Origin of the sequence: Williamsia muralis (assembly GCF_051487485.1) — a bacterium.
Lineage (GTDB): Bacteria > Actinomycetota > Actinomycetes > Mycobacteriales > Mycobacteriaceae > Williamsia > Williamsia muralis_B.
Genome location: NZ_JAHVCV010000001.1, coordinates 472,827 through 498,720, shown reverse-complemented (window position 1 = coordinate 498,720; position 25,894 = coordinate 472,827). Strand labels below are relative to the sequence as shown.

Genomic DNA, 25,894 nt, shown 5'->3' with positions numbered 1-25,894 from the left:
TGTGTCTACTCACCGGGCTCGCGAGCCCACTTCGGGACGATGAACACCCCACGTGCCTCGGCGGTGACACCGTCCTGGTCGGACAGGGTGCCCACGACGTAGGTCTTGATTCCCTCGATCCGGTCGATCCAGGCGTCGGCACGCACCGGACCCAGCGGGGTCGCCCGCAGGTACTTCACCTCGATGGTGCCGGTGAACTTCGTCCGCTTGCCGTGGCTCGAGGTCTCTCCCAATATGTGGTCGAGAACCATGGCGCACACGCCGCCATGGACCATTCCCGGCGGACCCTCGTATGCGGCGCCGAGGTGGAACTCAGACCAGGCCTCGCCCTCCCGGTCGTGGTGGATCTTCAAGGGCGGGGCCACGGCATTGCGGACTCCGACGACGGCGTTGCCCCACGGCATCGACATTCCCGAGGGCGTTACCCGGACGCCGTAGGCACCGTCGATCTGCTGGGTCCTCAGCTGGGCGGTGGCCTGCTCGATCTGTGACTGAACCGTGCGTATGGTCTCCTCGTCGACCGTCGTACGGATCGTCGCGTCCACGAGGTCTCGTACCGCCACCGCGAGCGGCTCGAAGACCCCGCGCAACCGCGCGATCTCCTCGTCGCTCAAATCTTCCTGCAGAAATTGCACCATCGGAGAACTAGAACACGTTTCCGTTTTCGCTGTCCAGCATCGATCGGCGCCGCCTACGGGCTACACGCCGGCGTCTGTCTCGTACTTCGTCAGGCCGGGAGCGCCGGCAAGCAGTGGGCCCAGCTCGGTGATGGCACCCGGACCTGCCCGGAACTCGCGGTAGGCAGCGTCGTGCTTCTCCGATTCCCAACGCTCCACGATCATCCAGTGATTTGGATCAGCGCTGTCGACCAGCACCTCGACGCCCTCGCACCCGTCGAACGCACGCGTGTCGGCGAGAACCTTTGTCATCAGCGCCTTGGCGTCTGACAGGGCTTCGGGCTTGAAGGTCACTTCGAGCAGGGCGGTCAACGACATCGCGGTCTCCGATTCTGTGCATTGATGGTGTCCTGATCAAACTACTCACCGGCGGGCAGTGCTCCGCCGGTAACAGCGAACTGCGGCGAACCCGAAGACAGCTGCCCAGACCGCGACATTCAGCACACTGACCCACAGCGAGATGTGCTCGCCGTAGACGGTGTCACCGCCGGTCATCGGGTATCCCGCCAGCGTGCTCACGCCGAACATCGGGGTGAACATCGAGAACGTCAGCATCGCGCCCTTGAGCGGCACAAATAGGTTGCCGGCGAAGGCCAGCAGGGTCAGCACACCGCCGAGCACCTGAGTCGCCCCGTCCGATCGAAGGGCACTGCCCACTGCCAGGCCGAATGCCGCGAACACGGCGGAGCCCAGCCAGCCGAGCACCACACACAACACCCACTGGCCTGCCGGTGCGCTGGCTCCGGTGGCGAGGCCAACCGCAGAGAGCAAGACCAAGGGCATCGCCGCGACCGCCAGAGCCACCGCGACTTTCGACATCACGTATCCCAGGGGTGTCAGGGGCGTCATACGCAGCGTCCTCGTCCACCCGGCTTGCTGCTCGGAGGCCACCGAGGCCGCGGTGGTGGTTGTCGCGAGGATCGCTCCATAGATTCCCATGTGCACCATGACGTAGGCCGCGGTGTCGGCACTGCCGATCCGGCCGCTGCCGTAGTCGGTGGTGGCCCCGAAGATCACGTACATGAGCGTCGGGATGGCCAGGGTGAAGATTATTGCCCGCCGGTTGCGCAGCACCCGCCGCAGGTCGAGGCGTATGTACGTGGTCGAAAAGCCCCGGAGGGGCGACGCGGTGTGAGTGTCGGTCAGGGTGGTCACAGGGTGATCCTTTCGGGCGTCCGGCCGTGGTCCGAGGTGAGTGCGACAAAAGCGTCTTCGAGGTTGCGGGAGCCGATTTCGACATCGCGCGCACCTGTCTGCGTGAGAAGGAAGCGAGCCAGGTCATCTGACTCGTCGGTGTGGATAGTCGTCCGTCCGCCCCGCTCGCTGACCTCGGCGAGACCTCCGAACGCGGCCTGTGTCCGGGCGACGTCGCTCGGCGACATCAAGGCCGAGACGCTGCGCCCACTGGCCTGCGCGCGAATACTCGCAACCGAACCGTCCGCGACGATGCGCCCGTTGGCCACCATCACGATGCGGTCGGCGAAAGCATCCGCTTCCTCGAGGTAGTGCGTGGCGAACACCACCGTGCGGCCCCGGCGGGCATCAGCACGCATCGTCGCCCAGAAGGACCGTCGAGACTCTACGTCCATGCCTGCCGTCGGTTCGTCCAGCACGATGAGGTCCGGGTCGGGCAACAGGGCCAGCGCGAACTTGAGTCGTTGCTGTTCGCCACCAGAGCATTTCGAGACCTTGCGGTCCGCGATCCCGGTCAGCTGCGCGCGCTCGATGACCTTTGCGGCAGCCGCAGCGTCGCCGAACGTTCCTGCGACGATGCGGACGGTCTCGGCGACGGTGAAGTCGGGAAGCAACCCGCCTGTCTGCAGCACCGCAGCAATCCGTCCGTCGCCGGCGGCCGTCACCGGGTTCTGGCCGAAGATGCTGACCGTTCCCGAGTCGGGTGTCGAGAGTCCCAGCATCATGTCGATGGTTGTGGTCTTACCTGCGCCGTTGGGCCCTAGAAACGCGACCATCTCGCCGGCCGCGATACGCAGATCGATGCCGTCCACGGCGCGCACAGGCCCGCCCGCCGAGTCGAATGTCTTTGTCAATCCGCTCAGTTCGAGCGCCGTTGTGTTCATGGTTTACAGCCTGCGGGCCACCGCGGTCCGTCACCCACGGCTAATGTCACGAGATCGGCATGACAGATGTCATCTGGGCAGGAGGTCGATCCCGTTGTCCGACACGGTCGTCCGAATCGGGCCGGCGCTGGCCGTCGCTGTGGTGCTGCTGGCCGCCGTGGCGGTCGCGGTCACCTATCTGGGCCGCACCGGACACGAACGCGCCGTGGCCTGGTCGTCGGTGCGTGCGGCCGTTCAGCTCGGTCTGCTGGCGGTGGTGCTGGGACTACTTGTCCGCCACATCTGGTTGTCCGCAGGGTTCGTGGTGCTGATGGCTCTGGTGGCCGCCTGGACGGCGGCGGGCCGGGTGATCGGCCGTCGTCCGACGGTGTCCGAGACCGCTCGGTTACTGCTGCCGGTCGCCGCACCATCAGTTGTGGTGGTGAGCGCACTGATCGTCGTGGGCGTGTTACCCGCAACCGGTCTCGCGCTGATACCCAGCGCCGGAATCATGATCGGCGGCGCGATGAACACCACCTCGTTGACTGGTCGCCGCGCCCTCGACGAACTGACGTCGCGACGCGGTGAGGTGGAGGCCGCGATGTCGCTCGGGCTGTCGACTCATCAGGCGCGGATGGAGATCTGCCGCACCGCCGCGTCTACGGCCCTGGTCCCCGCCCTCGACCAGACCCGGACGGTCGGGCTGGTCACCATTCCCGGTGCGTTCGTGGGAATGGTGCTGGGCGGCGCGTCCACCACCGATGCCGCTGTCATGCAGCTCTTCGTGCTCATCTCAATCCTGGCGGTGAGTTCGTGCGCGATGGTGGCGACCACCGATCTGGTCGCGCGGGGTGTGCTCGTGGCACGACGGTGAGCGAATGAGTCTCGTCGAGTCGGGTCACGCCCGGTGCACGAGTTCGTCTGCGCGTTGAGCAGCTCGTCGGCCGATTTCGGTCAGCCAGTACGACGGGGCCTTCATCGCTTGCGTTGTGGAACCTGCCATCTCCGTCAGCGAATAGGTCGGCACGTCGATGCCCGCGTCGACCTGGCCGGCAACCACCACCACCGAGACGTGGGTTCCAGCGGCGAGGGAGACGATGTGCCCAACGATCTTGCCGGTGAGCGATGTGTGGTCGAACCTGCCCTCGCCGGTGATGATCAGATCCGCTTTCGGCGCGGCCGACGTGAGACCAGTCAGGCCGCACACCCGCGCTGCACCTGGGGTGATCCGCGCTCGCCACGCCGCCGCCAGGCCGAATGCGACGCCCCCCGCCGCGCCCATTCCGGGCATCGTCGGATCGGCGGCGAGACCGGCGTCGCCCAGCAGATCCACCCATCGACGCAGTCCCCGATCCAGCTTTTCAACGATCCGTGCATCGCCGCCTTTCTGTGGCCCGAACACGCTCGCCGCTCCCGCCGGACCGAGCAGCACTGCGGAGGTGTCGACAAGCAGCTCGACGTCGGCGGGTGGACTGAGTAACGAAGACGTGTCGACACGTGCCGCGACGAGGAGACCTGCCCCGCCTTCGGGAACCGGCCTGCCTGCCCGGTCGAAGACCTCGAGGCCGAGCGCACGTAGAGCACCCAATCCTCCGTCCGTCGAGGCGGAACCGCCCAGCGCCACAGTCAGTCTCGAACAGTCGGCGCGCCGGATCACCTCGCCGAGTCCGCGAGACGTCGCGCCGAGTGGGTCAAGCCGATCGAGGTAGGCGATTCCCGACGACTCGGCGAGCTCAACCACAGCGCGACCGTCAGGCATGTTCAGCCAGCGGGCTGACACCGGACGCCCGTGGGGACCGGTTGCGGTGTCGTGGGCACACCACGTGGCATCTCCGACCGCTTGAGCAATTACCGCAAGCGTTCCCTCACCGCCGTCAGCCTGTGGCATGAGGACGAGTTCGTCACCCGGGCGTGCCCGGGCCCAACCTCTGCTCAAGGCCTGCGCAACGTCCACCGCGCCGAGCGATCCCTTGAACGAGTCGGGCGCGACCAGAACTCTCATCCGGCCAGCGGTGGCAAGACGAGATCGCGGTATCGCTGTTTCATCTCCTCGATCACCTGGTGGCCGTCGGTTGACCACACTTTCTCGTTGAATATCTCCACTTCGACATCGCCCTGGTAGCCGGCCGCTCGCACCCACGTTCCGATGGTGTCGAAATCGATGACTCCGTCGCCCATCATTCCGCGCGAGAGCAAGGGGTCGGCTTCCATCGGCACCAACCAGTCACACACCTGGTAGGAGCTGATCCTGCCCTGGACCCCGGCCTCGCGAATCTTGTTGTACAGCTCCGGATCCCACCATACGTGGAAGGTGTCCACGACAACTCCCACGGCTTCGACGGGGTGCGGTGATGCCATCGACAACGCCTGTCCCAGGGTGGAGATCACCGCTCGATCGGCAGCAAACATGGGATGCAACGGCTCGAGCGCGATGCGGACACCACGGTCGATCGCGTACGGAACCAGCTGCGCAAGACGGTCTTCCACCCGCGCGCGTGCCCCGATGAGATCGCGGTCCGGCAGACCGCCCATCACCATCACCAGCTCGGGAGCCCCGAGTTCGGCAGCCTCATCGAGTGCGCGACGATTGTCGTCGAGACCGTCATCGAGCACGCCGGTCATGAATCCGCCCCGACACAGACTCGACACCCGAAGGCCCGCGTCCGCAATCTGCTTCGCCGAAGAGGCGACGCCGGCCTCCTGTACCCGATCTCGCCACAGACCGACTGCGCCGAGGCCTGCACTGGCCGCCCCGTCCACAGCTTCTGCCAAGGTCCACGAGTTGACGGTCTTGGTGTTCAAAGACAGTGTCGCGTAGGGATTGTCGAGGTCGTAGCGAGACGTCTGTACAGCGGTCGTCGTCACGATCGGACTCCGTTCAGTTCGAGGTACAGACCCATCCGATGAATTGCCAGCTCCGGGTCGGTGAGCAACCCCGCCTTGTCGGCCAGGACGAACAAGGTCGTCAGATGCTCCACGCTTCTCCCGGAGGCCAGCCCGCCCACCATGGAGAACCCGGACTGTCTCCCCCGCAACCAGGACAGGAACGCGATTCCGGTCTTGTAGTAGTAGGTAGGCGAAGTGAAGATGTGGCGACCGAGGTCCTCGGTGGACCGCAAGATCTGTTCTGCGCGTCGGACATTCCCGCGGTCGAGCTCCTGCAGAGCGGTGGATGCCGCCGGATAGATACCCGCGAAGATGCCGAGCAGAGCGTCGGAGTGACCATGTTCATCACCGATGATCAACCGCGGGTAGTTGAAGTCGTCGCCGGTGTACATCCGCACGTTCGGCGGTAGCGCGCGCCGAAGCGCTATCTCGTGCTGCGCATCGAGCAAGGAGACCTTGACGCCGTCGACCTTCGTGCTGTTGGCCTCGATGAGCCCACGGAACACGGCCGTCGCCTCCTCCACGTCGTCACTGCCCCAATAGCCCTGCAACGCAGGGTCGAACATGGTGCCGAGCCAGTGCAGTATCACCGGACAATCCACCTCGGACAGCAGCGTGGTGTACACGGATACGTAGTCGTCGGGCGATTGCGCCACCCGAGCCAGTGCCCGCGACGCCATGATGATGATCGTGGCGCCCGACTCACCGACCACGGCGATCTGTTCGCGATAGGCGTCCAGGACTGCGGTGAGACCGGCGGCTCCCGATGGCAGCGCGTCGAGGTCGAGCTGGTCGGTGCCCGCACCGCATGCGAGCATGCCCCCGGCGGCGGTCGCCTCGGCACCCGATCGTCTGATCAACTCGGCAGTCGCCGACCAGTCGAGGCCCATGCCCCGCTGCGCCGTGTCCATTGCATCAGCGACCCCGAGCCCGTACGACCACAACTCGTGTCGATAGGAAAGCGTGGCCTCCCAGTCGATGTCAGCGGGTGCACCGGGTGTGTTGTCTGCCGTCACGCGAGGAATCACATGGGCTGCGGCGTACACCTTGCGAGAGATGATGGGCGATGACGGCTTCGTCCATTCCCCGGGTTCGGCGAGCACATGATTGCCCCTGCCCGGCAGAGCAATGGACAGGTGCGCATCGGTGACGGTCACAGCGTGATCTCCGGCACGGCGAGACGGCGGCCCTCGGCCGAGCTCCGCAGGCCGAGTTCGGCCAGTTGCACACCGCGGGCTGCCGACAACAGTCCGTACCGATGCGGACGCTCGGCGATGACGTCTCGTAAGAACTCTTCCCATTGCAGCTTGAACCCGTTGTCGAGGTCGGCATTGGCGGGCACGTCGAGCCATTGGTCCCGGAAGGGTTCGGTCACCGGCAGGTCGGGGTTCCAGACGGGTTTGGGTGTGTGGGATCGGTGTTGGGCGACACAGTTTCGCAATCCCGCAACAGCCGAACCATGCGTGCCGTCCACCTGGAATTCGACCAGCTCATCGCGATGAACCCGCACTGTCCACGACGAGTTGATCTGTGCCACAACGCCGTTCTCCATCTCGAAGATCCCGTATGCGGCGTCGTCGGCGGTGGCCGGGTACTCGTTGCCGTCTTCGTCCCATCGAACGGGGACGTGGGTGACAGCTTTGGCTGTGACGGACTCGACTTTGCCGAGGATGTTCTCGAGGACGTAGTTCCAGTGACAAAACATGTCAACGACGATGCCGCCACCGTCTTCGGCACGGTAGTTCCAGCTGGGACGCTGCGCCGGTTGGCTGTCGCCCTCGAACACCCAATAGCCGAACTCAGCACGGAGGGAGAGGATGCGGCCGAAGAACCCCTCGTCGACGAGGCGGCGCAGCTTGACCAGTCCCGGCAGATACAGCTTGTCGTGAACAACACCGGCCGTGACCCCGGCATTCTGCGCGATGCGGGCGAGTTCGACAGCATGGGTGAGGGTCTCGGCGGTAGGTTTTTCGGTATAGATGTGTTTGCCGGCCTTCATTGCTGCCGACAAGGCCTCGGCACGCCGCGACGTCACCTGGGCATCGAAGTAGATGTCGGTCCGCGGGTCATGGATCACCGCCGCTGCGTCGGTGCTGTACTCGGCGATGCCATGCAGAGCGCACAGTTCCTGAAGTTTTGACTCGTTGCGCCCGATGAGGATCGGTTCGAGCTGGACGCGAGTGCCGTCGGCCAGGAGCAGCCCGCCGGCGTCACGAATGGGAAGTATCGATCGCATGAGGTGCTGGCGGTAACCCATGCGGCCGGTGACGCCGTTCATGGCGATACGCAGGGTACGAGTGGAGGTGGACATGAGAATGCCTTTTCTTTGAACAGCCGATGCTCGATCGAGGGCCGGGCTCGGGGCGCGGCAGAGCTGAAAGGGATGGATGGGAGCACATGGGCGGCAAAGGTCACCCGCGTGGATTTCACAACTCAGCTTCGGAATGCGCTTTCCAAGCTATGCTGCTCTCATCGATTGGTCAATAGGCACATCGAACCGATGTACAGCCGGAAGGTCGTTGACATGGCGGCGGTGAGACTGCAAGACGTGGCGGCAGCCGCGGGCGTCTCGCAGGCGACCGCTTCGCGTGTTCTCAACGGGTCATCGCGCGTGCCGGGTGTGGGTGTGGCTGACCGCGTTCGCGCCGCGGCCGCCGAGTTGGGCTACGTGCCAAACGCGCAGGCCCAGGCATTGGCGCGGTCATCGACCGGACTGATCGGCCTGGTGGTGCACGATGTGGCCGACCCGTATTTCTCCTCCATCGTCCGCGGCGTTCAGGCTCAGGCCCGGGCAGCGGGAAAATTGGTTTTGCTCGCCAGCACCGAACGCGATTTCGATGTCGAGCGTCAGTCGGTCAGCACTTTCATCTCCCACCGGGCAGACGCCATCATCTTGGCCGGGTCCCGCCAGAGCGGAGACCTCGACCGCGACCTCGAGCAGGAGTTCGCGGTCTATCGCGAGAACGGCGGCAAGGTGGTTGTCATCGGCCAGCCCCTGTCGTTCGGAGCCGCCGTCGAGCCGGAGAACTGGTCGGCGTCAGGGCAATTGGCCGAGGCCCTCTACCAGCATGGACACCGCACATTCGCGATCATCGGCGGGCCGGGCAACATCCGCACGTCTGTCGACCGCCGGAACGGATTTGTGGACACCCTGAGCAGGCACGGACTCAGCCCCATCATCGAGGTTTCCGGGGACTTCTCGCGGGACGGGGGATACAGCGCGGCACGACGACTCGCCGCGGCGCTGGAGTTGGGTACGCAGAGCTTTCGCGTTCCGCCGCCCTGCGTTTTCGCGGTCACCGACGTGATGGCAATCGGTGCCATCGCAGCATGGCGCGAGCTGGGACTCCGTGTGCCGGAAGACATCTGCGTCGCCGGTTTCGACGACATCCCCACCCTGCGCGATCACGTCCCCAGCCTGTCCACGGTCGCCCTGTCGCTGGTCGACATCGGCCGGCGTGCGGTAGATCTCGCGCTCGATGATGCCGCCACCGTGCAATGCGCACACGAATTCGTTCCAGGCAACGTGATCTTGCGCCACAGCAGCGCGTTGATCAGCTGATTCAAGGTCAGCTATTGACAGTGTGGTCGCCATCACATTACGTTGACCCAAGCTTCGGAAAGCGCATTCCCGCAGACACCGGTCTGCATCACTACTAGCTTTAGGACTCCTCATGGCGGTAACAACGTCGGTCGAGGTCCGTTCCGCTGCGTTGCCGGCGTCACCCCCTACGCCGACGCGTCACCGACGGTTTCCCTCGTTCCGAAATACTTGGTCCGGCCTATGGCGGCCACTTGCCCTGGTTGCGGTGCTCGTCGCCGCATGGTGGGCGGTGACCAAGTTCGAACTGGTTGCGCCGTACATCCTCCCGTCGCCGGGCGACACCTGGCAGACGATGGTGGACAACGCTTCGTACCTCACCACCCACACCTGGGTCACCACCTACGAAACCGTCGCCGGCTTCCTCATCGCCGCCGTGATCGGCGAAGCAGTCGCGGTGATGATGCTCTACTCTCCGAGCGTCGAGAAGACGATGTACCCTCTGATCCTCTTCGCACAGGTCATCCCGAAGATCGCGATCGCACCGTTGTTCGTGGTGTGGCTCGGTTTCGGACCCAGCCCCAAAATCCTTGTCGCCGTACTCATGGCGTTCTTCCCCATCGTGATCTCCGGAATGGCCGGCCTACGATCGGTGGATCCGGAGATCGTCGAGCTCACCTCCACGATGGGTGCCGGACGCTGGAAGACCTTCGCCAAGGTGCGCTTTCCTGCCTCACTCCCGCAGCTCCTGTCGGGGCTGAAGATCGCTGCGACACTCGCGGTGACCGGTGCGGTGGTCGGCGAGTTCGTCGGCGCCAATGAAGGCCTGGGCTACGTGATCCTGCAGGCCAACGGAAACATCGACACCGCAATGCTGTTCGCGGCGCTGATCATCATGTCGCTGCTCGGCATCATCCTTTTCATGATCATCGAACTCGCCGAGAAGCTGCTCATCCCATGGCATGCATCCCGCCGGTCCACCGCCTCTGTCGGCGCAGCGGCCGTCTGAACACCCGAACCTCACTCAACGGAGAATGACGATGAAACTCAAAACCCTTGTGATCGCTGCCATTGCGACAACACTTGCGCTCGCCGGTTGCGGTGGTGGAGCAGCCGAGAAGAAGCCCGGAGAAGACGGTCAGGCCACGGCTACATCGCTGATGCTCAACTGGTATCCCTACGGTGAGCACGCACCGTTCTACTACGGAGTACAGGAAGGCATCTTCGCCAAGCACGGAATCGACCTCACGATCAAGGCCGGGCAGGGGTCGACCAAGACTGCACAGGCCGCAGGCTCGAACCAGACAGACTTCGGCTGGGCCGACACTCCCGCCGTCGTGAGCAACATCGGCAAAGGCGTCAAGATCAAGAGCGTCGGGGTGTTCCTGCAGACGACGCCATCCGCTGTACAGGTCTACGCCGACTCCGGCATCACGAAACCCGCTGATCTCGCAGGCAAGACGATTGCCGTGTCGGCAGGCGATGCCCCGACCACGACATTCCCGATCTACCTGGAGAAGGCGGGTGTGCCCGCCGACCAGGTGAACCAGCAAAGCCTCGACGCTGCCGGCAAGGTTGCGGCCATGCTGTCGGGAAAGGTGGATGGGCTCATCGGATTCGCGCATGACCAGGGCCCCACCATCGCGAACAAGAGCGGGCGCGACATGCGCTACCTCCGATACTCCGATGTGGGACTGAACTTCTACAGCAACGGCTTGATCGCCAACACCGGAACGATCGAGGGTTCACCCGAACTGGTGCAGGCGATGGTCGACGCCACCAGCGAAGCCTTCACCGCCGCCGCGGCCAATCCCGAGGCAGCAGTAGCCGCGATGGAGGGCAAGGATCCCCAGATGCCGCCGAAGGAAGTTCTGCTGCAGCAGTGGACCGAGACCATTCCGCTGCTCTCGACCGCCAACACCAAGGGTGAGGCACCCGGAGTCAACACCGATGAAGATTGGGCCGCGACGATTGCGGTACTCAGCGAATCGGGCCTACTCGAGAACGCCGGAGATCCCTCCCAGTACTGGGATTCGGCTTTCACCCCCACCGATACCAAGTGAGTGAGCGACGATGAATGCAACCACTATCGAGCCCACGAACACCGTCACGGATGCGGCGGTGTCCGTCGAGAACCTGAGCGTGCACTTCTCCTCGAAACGCGGTGACGTCACCGCACTCGACAACGTGCAATTGCACGTGCGAGAAGGCGAGTTCGTCTCGATCGCTGGACCGTCCGGGTGTGGAAAGTCGACCCTGCTGAAGGTGGTTGCGGGACTCACCAACGCATCTCACGGCAGTGTGCGGCTGCGCGGTAGCGAGGTCAAAGGCCCGCAGCGAGGCATCGGCTATGTCTTCCAGCGGGCGGCCCTTCTCGAGTGGCGGACCGTTCGCAAGAACATCTTGATCCAGGCAGAGATGCGCGGCATGAACAAGCGGGCTGCCGCGGCGAAGGCCGATCAGCTCATCGAGATGACCGGACTCACCGGTTTCGAGGGCGCGCTCCCCCATGAGTTGTCCGGTGGGATGCAGCAACGTGTCTCCCTGTGCCGGGCGCTGTTGCACGAGCCCGAGGTGCTGCTGATGGACGAACCCTTCGGTGCGTTGGATGCGCTCACTCGGGAGCGCATGAACGTCGAACTCCATCGGATCTGGCGGGAGACCGGCACCACCGTGATGCTCGTGACCCACTCGGTCGCCGAAGCCGTGTATCTCGCCAATCGAGTGGTGGTGATGAGTCCGCGGCCCGGTCGGATCGTTGAGATCCTCGACGTCGACCTTCCGGCGGAGCGCGACTACAGCGCGACCATGGAGCGACCCGAGTTCATCGCGGTGGCCAACCGGGTGCGTGACCTCCTCGGAGCAACGACCAGCGCCGATTGACCGGAGGCGGGCAGCGCACGCGCTGCCCGCCACTCCATTCGGACGGGTCGCTTCGCTGGTCCGGTCAGTCCTCGCGGTACTCGTCTTCCAGCGGTGCGGTCACCACTTGTTCCTGTTCCTGGACATCGGCCGGATCCGCGTCGAGCGGGCCACTGCCACCGGCATCTTCGGCAACGTCGGCCTGCTCCGGATCAACGTCCTGCTGCTGTTCGAGGACATCTTCGACGGGCTGGATTTCGCTTGGCTCTCCGATCTCGGTCATGGAATTCCCCTACCCAGTGAATGGTCCGGAAAAACGCTCGGCCGTAAATTTCCCGAACTGCCCGACAGAGGCGCGGACGAAGCGGCGCTTCACCGCCGATCGGCCGCCCATTCGGTCACGTAGTCGCGGAATCGTCTGGCAACCGGAGTCATCGCGCGGTCGCGATGCCAGATCAGCCCGACGTCGCGCGAACTGCGGTCACCGGTCAGCGGGAGCAGGGTGAGGCCGGTGGGCAGCTGCGGGTTGTCCTCGACCGGTATCACCGCAACCCCGAGGCCCGCGGCCACAAAGCCTGCGACCGTCCCCAGCTCGGTGGCCTCGAAGGTGATCTGCGGACGGAAGTCCGCCTCAGCACACAGTTCCTCCAGGATGCGTCGCATACCGAACGTCGGACCCATCGCGACAAACGACTCGTCGCGCGCCTCGGTCATGGCGATCTCGTCGCGGACCGCAAACGGATGGTCGGCCGGTACCGCAAGCGCCAGGCGCTGACGCATGATCGGTGCCCACCCCACATCGTTGCTCCGTGGTCGCGGCGACACGATGGCGAGGTCGGCCGGCCCCGCGACCACCCGGTCGAGGATGGATTCAGCTGCACCCTGGGTGAGGGTGAAGGCGACCCGCGACGACATCTGGCGCCGGAACTCCCCGATCAGGGTCGGCACCAGCCAGACCCCGAAAGAGTGCAGGAAGCCCAGGTCGATGGACCCTTCGACCGGGCCGGCTCGGTCGGCGATCTCGTGGCGAGCGGCGTCCATCTCGGCGACGGCCCGGCGCAGATGCCCGAGGTAGATCTGCCCGTAGGCGTTGAGCCGGAGACGCTTGGCGTGCCGGTCGAACAAGTCCACCCCGAGCTCTCGTTCGAGCCTGCCGAGCATCCGCGACAACGTGGGTTGCGTCAGATGCAGCTTGCGAGCCGCCGCGGACGTGTTCTCGAGTTCCGCGAGGGTGATGAACCAGGCGTCAGCCATGCGAGCCTCCTTATGCGTTAGGTGCATTACAACGCACCAAATGATTCATTTCCACTCGCGACCTACTGGTGGAAACCTGGGTTCGGTGACCCGCTCGCCGATCAGCCCTCCCCGCCCGATCCCGCCCCGCGCCGGATATCGGACCGGCCAGCGCGGATACCGCAGGACTGCCTTCGCGCTGTTCACCGCGGGGATGGCGACGTTCATGACGCTGTACTACGTGCAGGGTCTGCTGCCGATGTTCTCGGACCACTACGGGGTGTCGCCGGCCGTCTCGGCACTGGCCGTCTCCGTCACCACGGGTCTTCTGGCCGTGGCGATCGTGCCCGCCAGCGTGCTGTCGGAGCGTTTCGGCAGAGTGCGGGTGATGACCGTGTCGGCGGTCTCGGCCGCTGCGCTGGGCGTGGTGCTGCCGTGGAGCCCGACGTTTGAACTGCTGCTGGCGGGACGCGCCGTCCAGGGAATCCTCTGCGCAGGAGTTCCCGCTGTGGCTATGGCCTACCTCGCCGAGGAGATCGACGCCCGATCGCTGGGCACGGCGATGGGGATCTACGTCTCCGGCACCACGATCGGAGGCCTGACCGGACGCCTGATCCCCACCCTCGTGGTCGACTTCACGGCGTGGCAGTGGGCGCTGGAGGTTGCTTCCGCCGTTGCACTTGTGTTCGCAGCGACCTTCTCGCGCTTGGTGCCGCCGTCCAAACAGTATCGACCACAACCGATCTCGCCGAAGCGGACAATACAGAACCTCGCCATCCACCTGCGCGACGTCCCGCTCCTGTGTTTGTTCGGGCTCGCGTTTGTGCTGATGGGCGGGTTCGTCACGGTGTACAACTTTCTCGGTTACCGCCTGCTCGCAGACCCGTTCGATCTACCGGCACTTCTGGCCGGACTGGTGTTCCTGCTCTATCTCGCCGGAACCGCCTCCTCAGCGGTGGCGGGCAGGTTGTCGGATTCGTGGGGACGGGAACGCGTGCTGGTAACCGCGATGTGCGTGATGGTGGCCGGGTTGGCGCTCAGCGTTCCTGATTGGCTGCCAACGGTTCTGGCGGGCATCTTCCTCTTCACCGCCGGGTTCTTCGCGGCTCATTCGGTGGCCAGCGGGTGGGTCAGTGCCCGGGCCACTGATCACCGAGCCGAGGCCTCTTCGCTCTATCTACTCGGTTACTACCTCGGGAGCTCGATCGTCGGGGCTTGTGGTGGCCTCGCGTTCGCAATGGGAGGCTGGATCGCCCTGGCCGGCTACGTGGCAGCGTTTCTGATCGCCGGGGCCGTGCTCACCGCCGTCCTGCTGCGGTCGATCACCAGGCCGGCGGTCACCGGCGAAATCGCCTGAGCTCATCGAGAGCTGACCTAGACTCGGGGAAACCATCGGAAAGTCGTCGCCCTAGGAGCTCACCCACATGCCCGATGAGAGCAGCGCGGTTGTATTCGTTCTATTCGGTGCCACAGGCGATCTCGCCAAACGCATGGTGTTGCCGTCCTTCTACGAGCTGGCCCGCGAAGGGTTGCTCCCCGACACGTGGGCGCTGATCGGCAACGGGCGTGGCCATCGCTCCGACGACGAGTTCCGCGACCACGTGCGGCAGTCGGTCACAGAGTTCGATGCAGCACCCGACGAGACCCGGTGGGCCGATTTCGCGAAGAACGTCCGATTCGCCGGAGGCGGTTTCTCCGTGGACGACCCGGGCGATCTGCCGAGCGTGATCGACGACCTGCGCGGACAACTCGGTGGCGAGATCCAATTGGTCCACTACATCGCGCTGCCGCCCACGACCTTCTCCGACTACACGGCCGCCCTCGGAGCACACGGTCTCGCCGACGGCGCACGCGTGGTGTACGAAAAGCCTTTCGGCACTTCACCGGACGACTTCCGGAAGCTCGATGTGGCCGTGCACGACGTGTTCGACGAGAAGCAGGTCTACCGGATCGACCACTTCCTGGGTAAGGAGAGCACCCAGAACCTGCATGTACTCCGGTTCGCCAACGGCATGGTGGCCGGCGTGTGGAACCGGGAGCATGTCGAGCAGGTACAGATCGATGTCCCCGAGACGTTGGACATCGATGACCGCGCGGTCTTCTACGACGCCACCGGGGCGTTTCTCGACATGGTGGTGACGCACCTGTTCCAGGTGGCCGCGGAAGTGGCGATGGAGCCGCCGCTGAGCCTCGACGCCGACGATCTGCAGGGCGCGCGCGAGTCGGTGATCGCCGCCTTCCGCCCGCTTGATCCGGCCGAGGTGGTCTACGGCCAATACGAAGGTTTCCGGGACACCGAAGGAATTGCCGACGACTCCCAGACAGAGACATTCGTGGCGGCACGCATGTGGGTCGACACCGATCGCTGGCGGGACGTGCCGTTCGTGATGCGCACGGGCAAGATGCTCAACCGCAGTGCCCAGCGGGTGAGCCTCGTGTTCCGTCGCCCTGACGGGCCGATCAAACACCTCCCACCGGAGGGCACCGTACTGACCTTCGACCTCAAGGGCGACGGGTCGATCGACATGGCGATGACCGTGAAGGAACCGGGCTCGGGCACGTCCCTGTCCGTCGGACACATGTCGCTCCCCCTCGACAGCGTCGCCGATGGCCTCGCCCCGTACTCACGGTTGATCCTCGACGTCTTGCGCGGTGATCGTTCCCTGTTCACCAGGCCGGACGGTCTGGCACACGTCTGGGAGGTCGCGGCCCCTGTTCTCGACAACCCTCCTGTGCCACAGCCTTATTCACCGGGGTCGGCAGGTCCGAGTGCTGCCGATCAACTCGTCGGACCCTGCGGGTGGATCTTCGACTGACGCGTGATGCCCCCACCAGTTCACGGCGGGACCGGGCACGTGGTTCCGTAGACGGCATTTGCACTATGCCAACGGAATTCGACGGCAGAAGGCCCACTGTTGACGCGCCTTGATCGGTGGGGTTACATCCGACTATGACCTACGACACACTGATCCGCCGCGGTCGGTGGTTCGACGGCACCGGCGCCCCTTCGTCCATCGCCGATATCGGCATCCGTGACGGCCGGATCGTCGCGGTCAGCGCGCAGCCGCTGGATCCGGCCGGCTGCCCCACCGTGATCGACGCGACCGGCCGATGGGTGCTGCCCGGCATGGTCGACATCCACACCCACTACGACGTCGAGGTTCTCGGTGGGCCGGCGTTGAGCGAGTCGCTGCGGCACGGCGTGACCACCGTTCTGCTGGGTTCGTGTTCACTGTCGACGATCCACATCGGAGCCGAGGTGGCCGGCGATCTCTTCGGCCGCGTCGAGGCGATCCCGCGGCGACATGTGATCGCCAACGTCGACAGCCGCAAGAACTGGCGCAGCGCCGCCGAGTACGTCGACGCGCTCGAATCGCTTCCGCTGGGGCCCAACCTCGCCGCGTTCATCGGACACTCCGACATGCGGGCGGCAACGATGGGCCTCGACCGGGCGACCCGCAAAGAGGTGACCCCCGAACCCGAAGAGCTCCTCCGGATGGAGAGGATGCTCAACGAGGCACTGGACGCCGGCTTTGTCGGAATGTCCTCGCAGCAGCTGCTTTTCGACAAGCTGGACGGAGAGGTGTGCCGTTCTCGCACGCTGCCTTCCACCTACGCCAAGGCGCCGGAACTCCGTCGGCTGGGTGCCATCCTGCGCACCCGCAGTCGGGTTCTGCAGACCGGGCCCGACATCTCGCGGCCATGGAACGTGCTCTCCCAGGCGTTCGGTTCCCTGGGCCTGGGTCGACGCCGCCAGCTCAAGACCAGTCTGCTCTCGGCGGCGGACATCAAGGCTCGCCCCGAGGTCATCCACGCGATGGGGCCGATCGCACGGTTCATCAACAAACTCGGCGGGAACTTCCGCTGGCAACACCTCCCGGTCCCCTTCGAGGTCTATGCGGACGGTATCGACCTGGCGGTGTTCGAAGAGTTCGGCTCGGGTGCGGCAGCTCTGCATCTGCAGACCGAGGTCGACCGCAACAAGCTCATGCAAGAGGAGGACTACCGGCGCGCGTTCCGCAAGGACTACGGACGCAAGTACGGCCCCCGGGTGTGGCATCGAGACTTCTTCGACGCCGAGATCGTCGAATGCCCCGACACCTCGGTGGTCGGCAAATCGTTCGGCCAGGTCGGTGTCGACCGCGGTGGACTGCACCCCGTCGACGCGTTCCTCGATCTTGTCGTCGAGCATGGCAATCAACTGCGCTGGCGCACAACCATTTCGAATCATCGCCCCGAGCTCCTCAAGACACTCGCGGTGGAACCGGGTGTTCAGCTGGGTTTCTCCGATGCCGGCGCCCACCTGCGCAACATGGCGTTCTACAACTTCGGGCTCCGGCTGCTGCGGCACGTTCATTCAGCGGCAGAGGCCGGTACGCCGTTCATGACGATCGAACACGCGGTGCACCGGCTCACCGGTGAGCTCGCCGACTGGTACGACATCGATGCCGGGCACCTGCGCATCGGCGACCGGGCAGACCTCCTCGTTCTCGACCCCGACCACCTCGACGAGCAAGTCGATGCCTACAGCGAATCAAGGCTCGAGCAGTTCGGCGGCCTGTCACGAATGGTCAACCGCAATGACGAGACCGTGTCCGCCGTGATGGTCAACGGCGAGCTGGTGTTCGAGAACGGTTCACCCACAGCAGTTCTCGGTATCAAACGGGTTGGGCGCTTTCTACGTACCCGAACCGGTGACAGCCCGACACCGTCGCTCCGCGATCGATCCGCCCATCCAACACCTCAAGGGGTATGAGTGACGAGCACCAATGAATCCGTAGTTCTCGGCCTGTGGGCCGCTCTGAGCCGACGCGACTGGGAGGCAATCAAGGGTTTTGTGTCCGACGACTGCATATACGTCGACATGCCGGTGGGGCCTGCAGCTGCCGCCCGAGGGCCCGAGGACATCGTCAAGCGCCTGAAGATCGGCTTGGAGAGCCTGGCCGACTACGTCAATCATGACGGCCTACTGGTGGAGAACGGCCAGGACGTGATGTACGAGCACACCGAGACCTGGACCTGGCCCACCGGCGAAACCGCGACCCTGGCTTTTGTCACCGTGCACAAGGTTGTCGATGGACGCATCACCCTGTGGAAGGACTACTGGGACTTCGGTGGCCTGGCGAGTCACGCGCCACCGAACTGGTTGGAGAACTTCAGTTCCGCCGACATGTCGTGGATGTACGACGCGACCGGCGTCATCTGAGTCGGCCTGAGCGGCAGACGCCCGGCCTCGAAGTGACCGTGGCGGGCGCCGATGTGGCACCGCGTTCGGCGGTGGATAAATCGGACAACCTGTCTAATTATCCTTAATCCCAAATGTTTTAGTGTTGATGATCACGGGCACACGTTCGATAGAGCTGCATTTGCGACTGCAAATCGCCGTTCAATCCGAGTACTACTAGGAGACACCGTGACCATTACCAGCAACCAAGTGAGCAAACTTTCCAGCGGCGGCGGAAACGTCGTGTCCGCGAGCGGCGGCAAGATCGGCAGTATCGGCCAGATCTACCTCGACAACCAGACCGACGAGCCCACGTGGGTGACCGTCAAGACGGGCCTGTTCGGCACATCCGAGTCGTTTGCGCCTCTCGCTGATGCCACCGTGCAGGGCAACGACATCGCCATCAACTACGACAAGGACAAGATCAAGGACGCCCCGAGGGTCGATCCCGACGGCAACCTGTCGCCGGCCGAAGAGGACCGGCTCTACGAGTACTACGGTCTGGCAGGAACCGGCGGCGTCGATGCGGGCCCCGTCGGCACCGCGGGCAAGACGCATGATTCCGGCAAAGGAGTTGTCGGACATGATACTTCGGGTCCCACCACGGACGATGCGATGACCGTCTCCGAAGAGAAGGTGCGTGTCGGGACAACCCAGCGGGAGACCGGCCGTGCGCGACTGCGCAAGTACGTCGTCACCGAGAACGTCACCAAGACGGTGCCGGTCAGCCACGAAGAGGTACGCCTCGAGCGCGAGCCGATCACCGACGCCAACCGCGGCGCCGCCCATGATGGCCCCGCCATCAGCGAGGAAGAGCACGAGGTGGTCCTCCACAGCGAAGAGCCCGTGGTGGAGAAAGACGTCGAGGCTGTCGAACGTGTCCGGCTGAACACCGAGACGGTGTCCGACGAGGCCACGGTCACCGACGAGGTTCGCAAAGAGCGCGTCGAGGTCGACGAAGACGGCAAGAAGCGCTAGCGGTCCGGCTCCCGCCGCCATTTCCTGGACGGGAATGGCGGCGCACAGCCGTGTCACGGCCGTTCGTTCCGAGCGGCCTTCTGGACAATCGCGGTGATGCGCTTGGATTTGGTCTCCGGGCGTTTGGCGAACGCGATCTGCGAGAGCCCGAACTTACGAGCACTGGGCGGGAACGCATCCCAGTTCCGGCGCGCAACCGGATCGGCATCGAGAGCTGTTGCCAATTCCGGTGATTCGACCAACGCTTCGGCATCGTCGAGCAGATTCCACAGCCCGCGGGTTTTGGCGTCGTCGATGACCGCTTGCCCCGGAGGTCGCATCCGACCCTGAGCGATCAGGTCGGTGACCCGCGCCTTGTTCGACGCCGCCCACGCACTGTCGCGTCCCCTGCGCGTGAACCACATGCCCCGGCGGTGGTCGTCGATCGTCCGGGTGTGGCCGTCGATCCATCCCCAGCAGAGCGCTTCGCGAACGGCTTCGTCGTAGTCGAGTGGCTGCTGCCCGGATCCCTTGCGCCAGAACACAAGCCACACACCCGACGACGTTGCGTGGTGGTCTGCCAGCCACCTGCCCCATTCGGCCAGATCCGCCGGATGCAACTGCGGTGCCTGGATGTCTGCCATGTCGGTAGCGTAGCGCCGGGTCCATCTGGGGGCCGCCGAAACGCCAGACACCCGCCCCGGTCATCTCTTTCAGTGGCGGCCGTCAGAGATGTCCGGAGCGGGCGGGGTGACCCTGGTCGGGTCAGCCGACCTCTGCGCCGCGCAGGGGTGGAGCGGCGTCGAGATCGGAGTTCTCGTCAGCGGTGAATGCTCGTGAACGCGAGAGGAATCGGACACCCTCGGGCGCTTCGAGGCTGAACCCGGCACCACGTCCGGGGACGACGTCGAGGATCAGCTGCGTGTGCTTCCACAGTTCGAACTGATCGCCGTTGATCCATACCCGCACCGCCGGTAGGGGTTCGGGCAGGTCGAGCGTTCCGACCAGCACGTCACGGCTCCCGACGCGGAACTCTCCTGCGGGGTAACACATCGGGGCCGATCCATCGCAGCATCCACCGGACTGGTGGATCATGAGGCCGCCGTGGAGCTCCGACAGCTTGGTCAGGAGCTCCACGGCGGAGTCAGTTGCGACGACCCGTTCCGGTGCAGTCATCACACACTCACTTCCTGATGAAATCTCTTGTCACGCTTGAGGAAAAGCTTCGATCAGAAGAAGCCCTTGGCCTCTTGAGCGTAACCCACCAACAGGTTCTTGGTCTGCTGGTAGTGCTCGAGCATCATCAGGTGGTTCTCGCGTCCGATGCCGGACTGCTTGTAGCCGCCGAAGGCCGCGTGAGCCGGGTAGTCGTGGTAGGTGTTGGTCCACACCCGGCCGGCCTGGATCTCGCGGCCTGCGCGGTAGGCGGTGGCACCGTCGCGGGTCCACACCCCGGCACCGAGTCCGTACAGGGTGTCGTTCGCGATCTGCATGGCGTCGGCATAGTCGGAGAACTTGGTGACAGCCAGGACCGGGCCGAAGATCTCCTCCTGGAAGATGCGCATCCGGTTCGTGCCGGCGAAGATGGTGGGCTTGATGTAGTAGCCGCCGGCCAGATCGCCGTCCAATTCGAGCGGCTCGCCGCCGGTGAGAACCTTGGCTCCCTCCTCCTTGCCGATCGACAGGTACGACGTGATCTTCTCGAACTGGTCGTTGGACGCCTGGGCGCCCATCATGCTGTCGGTGTCGAGCGGGTTGCCCTGCTTGATCTTCTTGGTGCGCTCCACCGCGAGATCGATGAAGTCGTCGTAGATCGAGTCCTGGATCAGGGCACGGCTGGGGCACGTGCACACCTCACCCTGGTTCAGGGCGAACATCGTGAAGCCTTCGAGCGCGCGGTCGCGGAAGCCGTCGTCCTGGGCCATCACGTCGGCGAAGAAGATGTTCGGGCTCTTGCCACCGAGTTCGAGGGTCACCGGGATGATGTTCTCCGACGCGTACTGCATGATCAGTCGACCCGTGGTGGTCTCGCCGGTGAATGCGATCTTGCGGATCCGGTTGCTCGAGGCCAGCGGCTTGCCCGCTTCGACACCGAATCCGTTGACGATGTTCAGCACGCCGGCCGGGAGCAGGTCGGCGATCAGGCTCATCAAGTAGAGGATCGAAGCCGGTGTCTGCTCGGCGGGTTTGAGCACCACCGCATTTCCGGCGGCCAGCGCGGGAGCGAGCTTCCAGACGGCCATCAGGATCGGGAAGTTCCACGGAATGATCTGGCCGACAACGCCGAGTGGCTCATGGAAGTGGTAGGCCACCGTGTCTTCGTCGATCTCGGAGATCGATCCCTGCTGGGCGCGAAGCGCTCCGGCGAAGTAGCGGATGTGGTCGATCGCCAGCGGGATGTCAGCGGCCAAGGTCTCGCGAACGGCCTTACCGTTGTCCCACGACTCGGCGACGGCCAGCTTCTCGAGATTCTCTTCCATCCGGTCTGCGATCCGCAGCAGCGTCAGCGACCGCTCGGCAACCGAGGTACGACCCCAATTCGGGGCGGCCTTGTGGGCTGCGTCGAGGGCCAGATCGATGTCCTCGGACGTGGACCGGGCGACCTCGCAGAACGTCTTGCCGTTGACGGGCGACGGGTTCTCGAAGTACTGACCCTTGACCGGTGCTGTCCATTGGCCACCGATCCAGTTCTCGTAGCGCGACTCAAAACTCATCACTGCGTCGGATGTTCCGGGATTGGCGTAAACGGTCATGATGCTCCTCTGTTACCTGTGGTGGCCCTCGTGACCCGCCCCCGCAGGGCGGCCACGTGTGACGTAAGGCACACACTATGACCGGTGCCGTTGCATCAGAGTTGCAACGAGAAATCAGCCCTTCCACCAGCGAGGATCGACTCTTCGACATCCCGCCTTACACATGTATTGACACGTGTAAGGTGCGAAAGACGGTCGCCGTCGCGACCCGCACCCTGTCCACAAGCTGACTCCACCCGTAGTCGAGGAGCACGATGCTCGAACAATCCAGGTCAGGACGCCGATCGCTGGCCGGTAGACCAAGTGAGACCGCCGACCGGCTCGTGGACGCCGCCGTCGAGGCGCTTCGGGAGGTCGGCTACGACCACCTCGCGATGCGCGACGTATGCCGCCGGGCCGGTGTCACCCACGCAACCGCCTACGGCTATTTCGCCTCAAAGCCGCATCTGGTGTCGGAGGCGTTCCATCGCAGACTCCAGCGGTGGTGCGCCGAGCCACTCGTCGGGGCCGACGCGACGTCCCGGCTCGAGCGAACCTTCACCGGCCTCGCGACCTTTCTGTCCGCCGAGCCCGCGTTGAGCGTCGCCGCGATGGCCGCCATGCTCAGCGACGACCCCGATGTGAACCGATTACGTACCAGCGCAGGAGAGTTGATCGCCGAGCGCCTCGCCCACGCTCTCGGCGACATGCACACGCCTGCCAGACTCGACGCGCTGAACATCGCCGTGGCGGGCGCGATGATGCATTCGGGTATGGGCTACATCTCCTACGAGACGATGGCGCAGCGGCTGATCCGGGCTTCGGAGTTCGTTCTGTCCGGGGCCGACAATGGCTGAGCGCACCGCGCCGCACATCGACGGCGCCGACCTGAACTTCTACATCAGCACCGCGTACCTCCCGATCGCCGAGACCTTCGCCATCGCGAAGGCTGCCGACCGGTTGGGGTTCGACGGCCTCGGCATTCCCGACCACGTCGTGGACTTCGCCGAACTGACAACCCCGTACCCGTACACGCGTGATGGCAAGACCCGTTGGGAGCCGTTCACCGATTGGCCCGATCCGTGGGTGCTCATCGGCGGTCTTGCTCAGTGCACCAGCACACTTCGCTTTGTCACGACCGTCTACATCCCAGCACTGCGCGACCCCTTCACAGCCGCCAAGGCCATCGGAACAGCGTCGACACTCAGCGGCGGGCGCCTCGAACTCGGGATCGGAGTCGGATGGAGCAAGGACGAGTTCGACTTGCTCGGTGCACGATTCGCCGGCCGGGGTAAGCGAACCGACGAGATGGTCAGCCTGATGCGAGATCTGTGGACTCCCGGATGGACCACATTCGACGGCGACGACTACACGACCCCGCGGGTCGAGATGTCACCGACGCCCCCGCACATACCTGTCTTCGTCGGTGGCCTCACCGACCGCGCCCTCAAGCGTGCGGCGCACTACGACGGGTGGGTCGGCGACCTCATCACCACTGCCGCAGCGGCCGACGTGGCCGAGCGGTTGCATTCCCTGCGTAGCGATGTGGGCCGGGCGGAGACGGCGTTCACCATCATCGCCCCGCTGATCGATGCGATCACTCCGGACGACTATCGCCAGGCGGCGCACTCCGGCATCACCCACGTGCTGACGATGCCCTGGATGTTCTACAGCGGACCCGACGCCACCACCGAACAGAAGGTCGAGGACATGGCGAGGTTCCGCACCGATGTCCTAGATCCGCTCCGAGGCACCTGACGCCAGACCGTTTTCGGCTCTGCCGGGCACACCGCGCGCTAACCTGCGGGAGTGATCCGGCACCCCGTACGCACAGAGTGCTGGGGCTTTGCCATCGGGTCGGCAGCCTTCGCCGTGGGCTCGGCGCCGGGGTTCACAGCCGCTGCCGGTTCCACCGCCTCCAACATCGCCTTTTTCGCCGGCTCGTGGTTCTTCACCGCCGCAGCATTGCTTCAATTCCGGCTGTCCGGGCACCTGGGGGCCGCTCCCGCCATCACGGGATCACTCAAGGTGGGACGCGAAGTCCATGTCTCCGAATGGCTGTCGGGTCTCATCCAATTCTTCGGCACCATCGCCTTCAACATCAGTACCGGTGCCGCGCTCATCGTGCACTCAATCGTGGATCAGGATCGATACAGCTGGCGCCCCGACGTGTACGGGTCCATCGCGTTCCTGGTGAGTTCTGCGCTCGCGGTCTTCGCCACCGACCTGTACCGACGACGTGACGAACCCGATGCGCCCGCATGGCCCGCGACCGTCCTCAATACCGTGGGCTCCGTCGCGTTCGGCTTCTCTGCGGTGGGCGCCTACGTGAACAGTGCGGGCTCCCCGATCGCCCCACTCCTTGATCAGGGCGGCACCTTCATCGGCGCCCTCTGTTTCCTGGCGGCCTCCCTTCTGAGTCTCCCCCGCCAGAAAGCGCCTGCGGGACAGGCGGTCGCAGGTTAGCGTCGTAACCGATGAGCGAACTGGATCCCCACAGCAGTCTGCCGCCGTTGTCGTCGGTGCTCGAGTCGGTCGCCGCATCCCTCGGTGCAGCCGACTTCGACAACCGGCTGCGTCTTGTCCCGGCCCACTCGGCAACAGTCCTGCTCATCGACGGTCTGGGTGCGGAACTGGTGGCCGCCCATCCGGTTGATGCTCCGAATCTCAATGCTGCAAGCCTGGACCATTCGACGGTGGTCGCCGCCGGCTTCCCGGCCACCACGTCGGTGAGCCTGACGAGCTTGAGTACCGGGCGCACGGTGGGGCAACACGGGATGGTCGGCTACACGTTCAGGGCCGGTGCCGATGGGCTGGTCCCCCAGTCGCCGATCCTGAACACCCTGCGCTGGTGCGTTCACGGAGATCACGACCACGACCTGATGCATGTGGCGATACCCGAGGACATTCAGTCGGGGACAACTATTTTCGAGCGCTGCCGCGCGCAAGGCTTCGCCACCCGCCAGATCGTCCCCGGGCACCACATCGGGTCGGGTCTCTCGCGCGCAGCGTTCCGCGGGGCCGGACAGGTGATCGCCGCCGAGAAGCTCGACGAACTGCGCGTGGCGATCCTCGCCGAGATGACCGGGCGCGAACCGACACTGGCCTATGCCTATTACGGAGGCCTCGACCTCGCCGGACATCTCGAGGGGCCGGGGTCGGAGTCCTGGCGCGAACAGTTGCGCTTCATCGACGACATGGTCGGCGCCCTGGCCGATGAGCTACCGGCGGGCAGGCAGATCATCGTGACAGGTGACCACGGGATGGTCGACACGTCGACGGGTCGATTCGACATCGACACCCACCACGAACTGACGATCGGTACCACTGCTGTCGCTGGTGAGGCACGGGTACGGCACATCTACACCGAATCGGGAGCAGCGCCCGATGTCCGGAGCGTCTGGCAGGAAACGCTGGGCGACCGCGCCACCGTCGTCACCCGGGAAGAGGCGATCGATGCCGGCTGGTTCGGGCCGGCAGTGACCGAGCGGCACAAGGTGAGGATCGGCGACGTGATCGCGGCGGCCCGCGGAGTCACCGCGATGGTGCGCTCCGTCGTCGAACCACTCGAGTCCCAGCTCGTCGGGCAGCACGGGGCCTGGGACTCGGCAGAGCAGTTGGTCCCGGCCATCGTTCTGCGGGGCACTCGCTGACCCGTTCGTGTTCAAGCGAGTTGTGTCGGAACGAGTTCGCCGTAACGTTGGTTCGGTGAAGGCAACACGGAC

At 64.8% G+C, this 25,894-nt stretch carries 27 protein-coding genes; 14 read left to right on the top strand and 13 right to left on the bottom strand.

From position 1 onward, the window contains the following. Positions 1-5: 5 nt before the first annotated feature. The 4 genes from KXR83_RS02450 to KXR83_RS02435 are packed head-to-tail and all read right to left on the bottom strand — an operon-like array spanning position 6 to position 2,755. Positions 6-638 (bottom strand): PaaI family thioesterase, encoded by a 633-nt coding sequence (locus tag KXR83_RS02450; RefSeq protein ID WP_437423434.1) that lies wholly within the window; start codon positions 636-638, stop codon positions 6-8. 60 nt (positions 639-698) lie between these two features. Beyond that, positions 699-995: a putative quinol monooxygenase gene (locus KXR83_RS02445; RefSeq protein ID WP_437423433.1), complete on the bottom strand. Its 297-nt coding sequence runs from the start codon at positions 993-995 to the stop codon at positions 699-701. A gap of 45 nt (positions 996-1,040) precedes the next feature. Continuing rightward, a complete protein-coding gene (locus KXR83_RS02440) occupies positions 1,041-1,832 on the bottom strand; it encodes an ABC transporter permease (RefSeq protein WP_437423432.1) in 792 nt (263 codons plus the stop codon). Then, positions 1,829-2,755 carry an ABC transporter ATP-binding protein gene (locus KXR83_RS02435; RefSeq protein ID WP_437423431.1) on the bottom strand — a complete coding sequence of 309 codons (927 nt, stop codon included), beginning with the start codon at positions 2,753-2,755 and terminating at the stop codon, positions 1,829-1,831. The genes KXR83_RS02440 and KXR83_RS02435 overlap by 4 nt, the downstream gene beginning before the upstream one ends. A gap of 94 nt (positions 2,756-2,849) precedes the next feature. Here KXR83_RS02435 and KXR83_RS02430 point away from each other — a divergent pair, with 94 nt between their 5' ends. Continuing rightward, positions 2,850-3,608: an ABC transporter permease gene (locus KXR83_RS02430; protein ID WP_437423430.1), complete on the top strand. Its 759-nt coding sequence runs from the start codon at positions 2,850-2,852 to the stop codon at positions 3,606-3,608. Between the two features lie 24 nt (positions 3,609-3,632). On the opposite strand, the gene KXR83_RS02425 is transcribed toward KXR83_RS02430, so the two are convergent. From KXR83_RS02425 to KXR83_RS02410, 4 genes are read right to left on the bottom strand one after another with little or no spacing between them, the layout of a single operon-like run. Next, positions 3,633-4,736 (bottom strand): glycerate kinase, encoded by a 1,104-nt coding sequence (locus tag KXR83_RS02425; protein ID WP_437423429.1) that lies wholly within the window; start codon positions 4,734-4,736, stop codon positions 3,633-3,635. Further along, the gene (locus KXR83_RS02420; protein WP_437423428.1) at positions 4,733-5,599 is read right to left on the bottom strand and encodes a sugar phosphate isomerase/epimerase family protein; all 867 of its coding nucleotides are present in this window, start codon (positions 5,597-5,599) and stop codon (positions 4,733-4,735) included. Before KXR83_RS02420 ends, KXR83_RS02425 begins: the two co-directional genes overlap by 4 nt. After that, positions 5,596-6,777 carry a dihydrodipicolinate synthase family protein gene (locus KXR83_RS02415; protein WP_437423427.1) on the bottom strand — a complete coding sequence of 394 codons (1,182 nt, stop codon included), beginning with the start codon at positions 6,775-6,777 and terminating at the stop codon, positions 5,596-5,598. The genes KXR83_RS02420 and KXR83_RS02415 overlap by 4 nt, the downstream gene beginning before the upstream one ends. Continuing rightward, positions 6,774-7,931, bottom strand: a complete 1,158-nt coding sequence (locus tag KXR83_RS02410; protein ID WP_437423426.1) for a Gfo/Idh/MocA family protein — start codon at positions 7,929-7,931, stop codon at positions 6,774-6,776. The genes KXR83_RS02415 and KXR83_RS02410 overlap by 4 nt, the downstream gene beginning before the upstream one ends. A 213-nt stretch (positions 7,932-8,144) precedes the next feature. On the opposite strand from KXR83_RS02410, the gene KXR83_RS02405 reads away from it, so the two are divergent. The 4 genes from KXR83_RS02405 to KXR83_RS02390 all read left to right on the top strand — a co-directional run bounded on the left by KXR83_RS02405 (position 8,145) and on the right by KXR83_RS02390 (position 12,044). Beyond that, entirely contained in the window at positions 8,145-9,182 is a 1,038-nt protein-coding gene (locus KXR83_RS02405; protein WP_437423425.1) for a LacI family DNA-binding transcriptional regulator, read from the top strand. Between the two features lie 271 nt (positions 9,183-9,453). Next, entirely contained in the window at positions 9,454-10,170 is a 717-nt protein-coding gene (locus tag KXR83_RS02400; RefSeq protein WP_437423424.1) for an ABC transporter permease, read from the top strand. A 31-nt stretch (positions 10,171-10,201) separates the two neighbouring features. Next, a complete protein-coding gene (locus KXR83_RS02395; RefSeq protein ID WP_437423423.1) occupies positions 10,202-11,224 on the top strand; it encodes an ABC transporter substrate-binding protein in 1,023 nt (340 codons plus the stop codon). A 10-nt stretch (positions 11,225-11,234) separates the two neighbouring features. Then, on the top strand, positions 11,235-12,044 hold the full coding sequence (locus tag KXR83_RS02390) for an ABC transporter ATP-binding protein (RefSeq protein ID WP_437423422.1): 810 nt from the start codon (positions 11,235-11,237) through the stop codon (positions 12,042-12,044). 64 nt (positions 12,045-12,108) lie between these two features. Here KXR83_RS02390 and KXR83_RS02385 read toward each other — a convergent pair whose 3' ends face one another. Continuing rightward, positions 12,109-12,306 (bottom strand): hypothetical protein, encoded by a 198-nt coding sequence (locus KXR83_RS02385; RefSeq protein WP_437423421.1) that lies wholly within the window; start codon positions 12,304-12,306, stop codon positions 12,109-12,111. 89 nt (positions 12,307-12,395) lie between these two features. Further along, complete coding sequence (locus KXR83_RS02380; protein WP_437423420.1) at positions 12,396-13,277, bottom strand: LysR family transcriptional regulator; 882 nt, start codon at positions 13,275-13,277, stop codon at positions 12,396-12,398. Between the two features lie 76 nt (positions 13,278-13,353). Between KXR83_RS02380 and KXR83_RS02375 the strand changes: the two genes are divergently transcribed. The 5 genes from KXR83_RS02375 (at position 13,354) to KXR83_RS02355 (ending at position 19,458) form a co-directional block, all read left to right on the top strand. Further along, positions 13,354-14,613: an MFS transporter gene (locus tag KXR83_RS02375; RefSeq protein ID WP_437423600.1), complete on the top strand. Its 1,260-nt coding sequence runs from the start codon at positions 13,354-13,356 to the stop codon at positions 14,611-14,613. 67 nt (positions 14,614-14,680) lie between these two features. Then, on the top strand, positions 14,681-16,072 hold the full coding sequence (locus KXR83_RS02370) for a glucose-6-phosphate dehydrogenase (RefSeq protein ID WP_437423419.1): 1,392 nt from the start codon (positions 14,681-14,683) through the stop codon (positions 16,070-16,072). Between the two features lie 134 nt (positions 16,073-16,206). Then, entirely contained in the window at positions 16,207-18,012 is a 1,806-nt protein-coding gene (locus KXR83_RS02365; RefSeq protein ID WP_437423418.1) for an N-acyl-D-amino-acid deacylase family protein, read from the top strand. Further along, positions 18,013-18,462, top strand: coding sequence for a nuclear transport factor 2 family protein (locus KXR83_RS02360; protein ID WP_437423417.1), 450 nt, complete (start codon positions 18,013-18,015; stop codon positions 18,460-18,462). A 207-nt stretch (positions 18,463-18,669) separates the two neighbouring features. Continuing rightward, positions 18,670-19,458 carry a YsnF/AvaK domain-containing protein gene (locus KXR83_RS02355; RefSeq protein WP_437423416.1) on the top strand — a complete coding sequence of 263 codons (789 nt, stop codon included), beginning with the start codon at positions 18,670-18,672 and terminating at the stop codon, positions 19,456-19,458. A gap of 53 nt (positions 19,459-19,511) precedes the next feature. On the opposite strand, the gene KXR83_RS02350 is transcribed toward KXR83_RS02355, so the two are convergent. From KXR83_RS02350 to exaC, 3 genes are all read right to left on the bottom strand, one after another. Then, the gene (locus KXR83_RS02350; protein WP_437423415.1) at positions 19,512-20,081 is read right to left on the bottom strand and encodes a YdeI/OmpD-associated family protein; all 570 of its coding nucleotides are present in this window, start codon (positions 20,079-20,081) and stop codon (positions 19,512-19,514) included. A gap of 121 nt (positions 20,082-20,202) precedes the next feature. After that, the gene (locus KXR83_RS02345; protein WP_023955191.1) at positions 20,203-20,613 is read right to left on the bottom strand and encodes a DUF779 domain-containing protein; all 411 of its coding nucleotides are present in this window, start codon (positions 20,611-20,613) and stop codon (positions 20,203-20,205) included. A 53-nt stretch (positions 20,614-20,666) separates the two neighbouring features. Beyond that, positions 20,667-22,190, bottom strand: a complete 1,524-nt coding sequence (gene exaC / locus KXR83_RS02340) for an acetaldehyde dehydrogenase ExaC (RefSeq protein WP_437423414.1) — start codon at positions 22,188-22,190, stop codon at positions 20,667-20,669. A 254-nt stretch (positions 22,191-22,444) separates the two neighbouring features. On the opposite strand from exaC, the gene KXR83_RS02335 reads away from it, so the two are divergent. The 4 genes from KXR83_RS02335 to KXR83_RS02320 are packed head-to-tail and all read left to right on the top strand — an operon-like array spanning position 22,445 to position 25,822. Further along, positions 22,445-23,026, top strand: a complete 582-nt coding sequence (locus KXR83_RS02335; RefSeq protein ID WP_437423413.1) for a TetR/AcrR family transcriptional regulator — start codon at positions 22,445-22,447, stop codon at positions 23,024-23,026. Between the two features lie 31 nt (positions 23,027-23,057). Then, positions 23,058-23,927, top strand: coding sequence for a TIGR03619 family F420-dependent LLM class oxidoreductase (locus KXR83_RS02330; protein ID WP_437423599.1), 870 nt, complete (start codon positions 23,058-23,060; stop codon positions 23,925-23,927). 51 nt (positions 23,928-23,978) lie between these two features. Then, on the top strand, positions 23,979-24,635 hold the full coding sequence (locus tag KXR83_RS02325) for a hypothetical protein (protein ID WP_437423412.1): 657 nt from the start codon (positions 23,979-23,981) through the stop codon (positions 24,633-24,635). 11 nt (positions 24,636-24,646) lie between these two features. Continuing rightward, positions 24,647-25,822, top strand: coding sequence for an alkaline phosphatase family protein (locus KXR83_RS02320; protein ID WP_437423411.1), 1,176 nt, complete (start codon positions 24,647-24,649; stop codon positions 25,820-25,822). Positions 25,823-25,894: the final 72 nt, after the last annotated feature.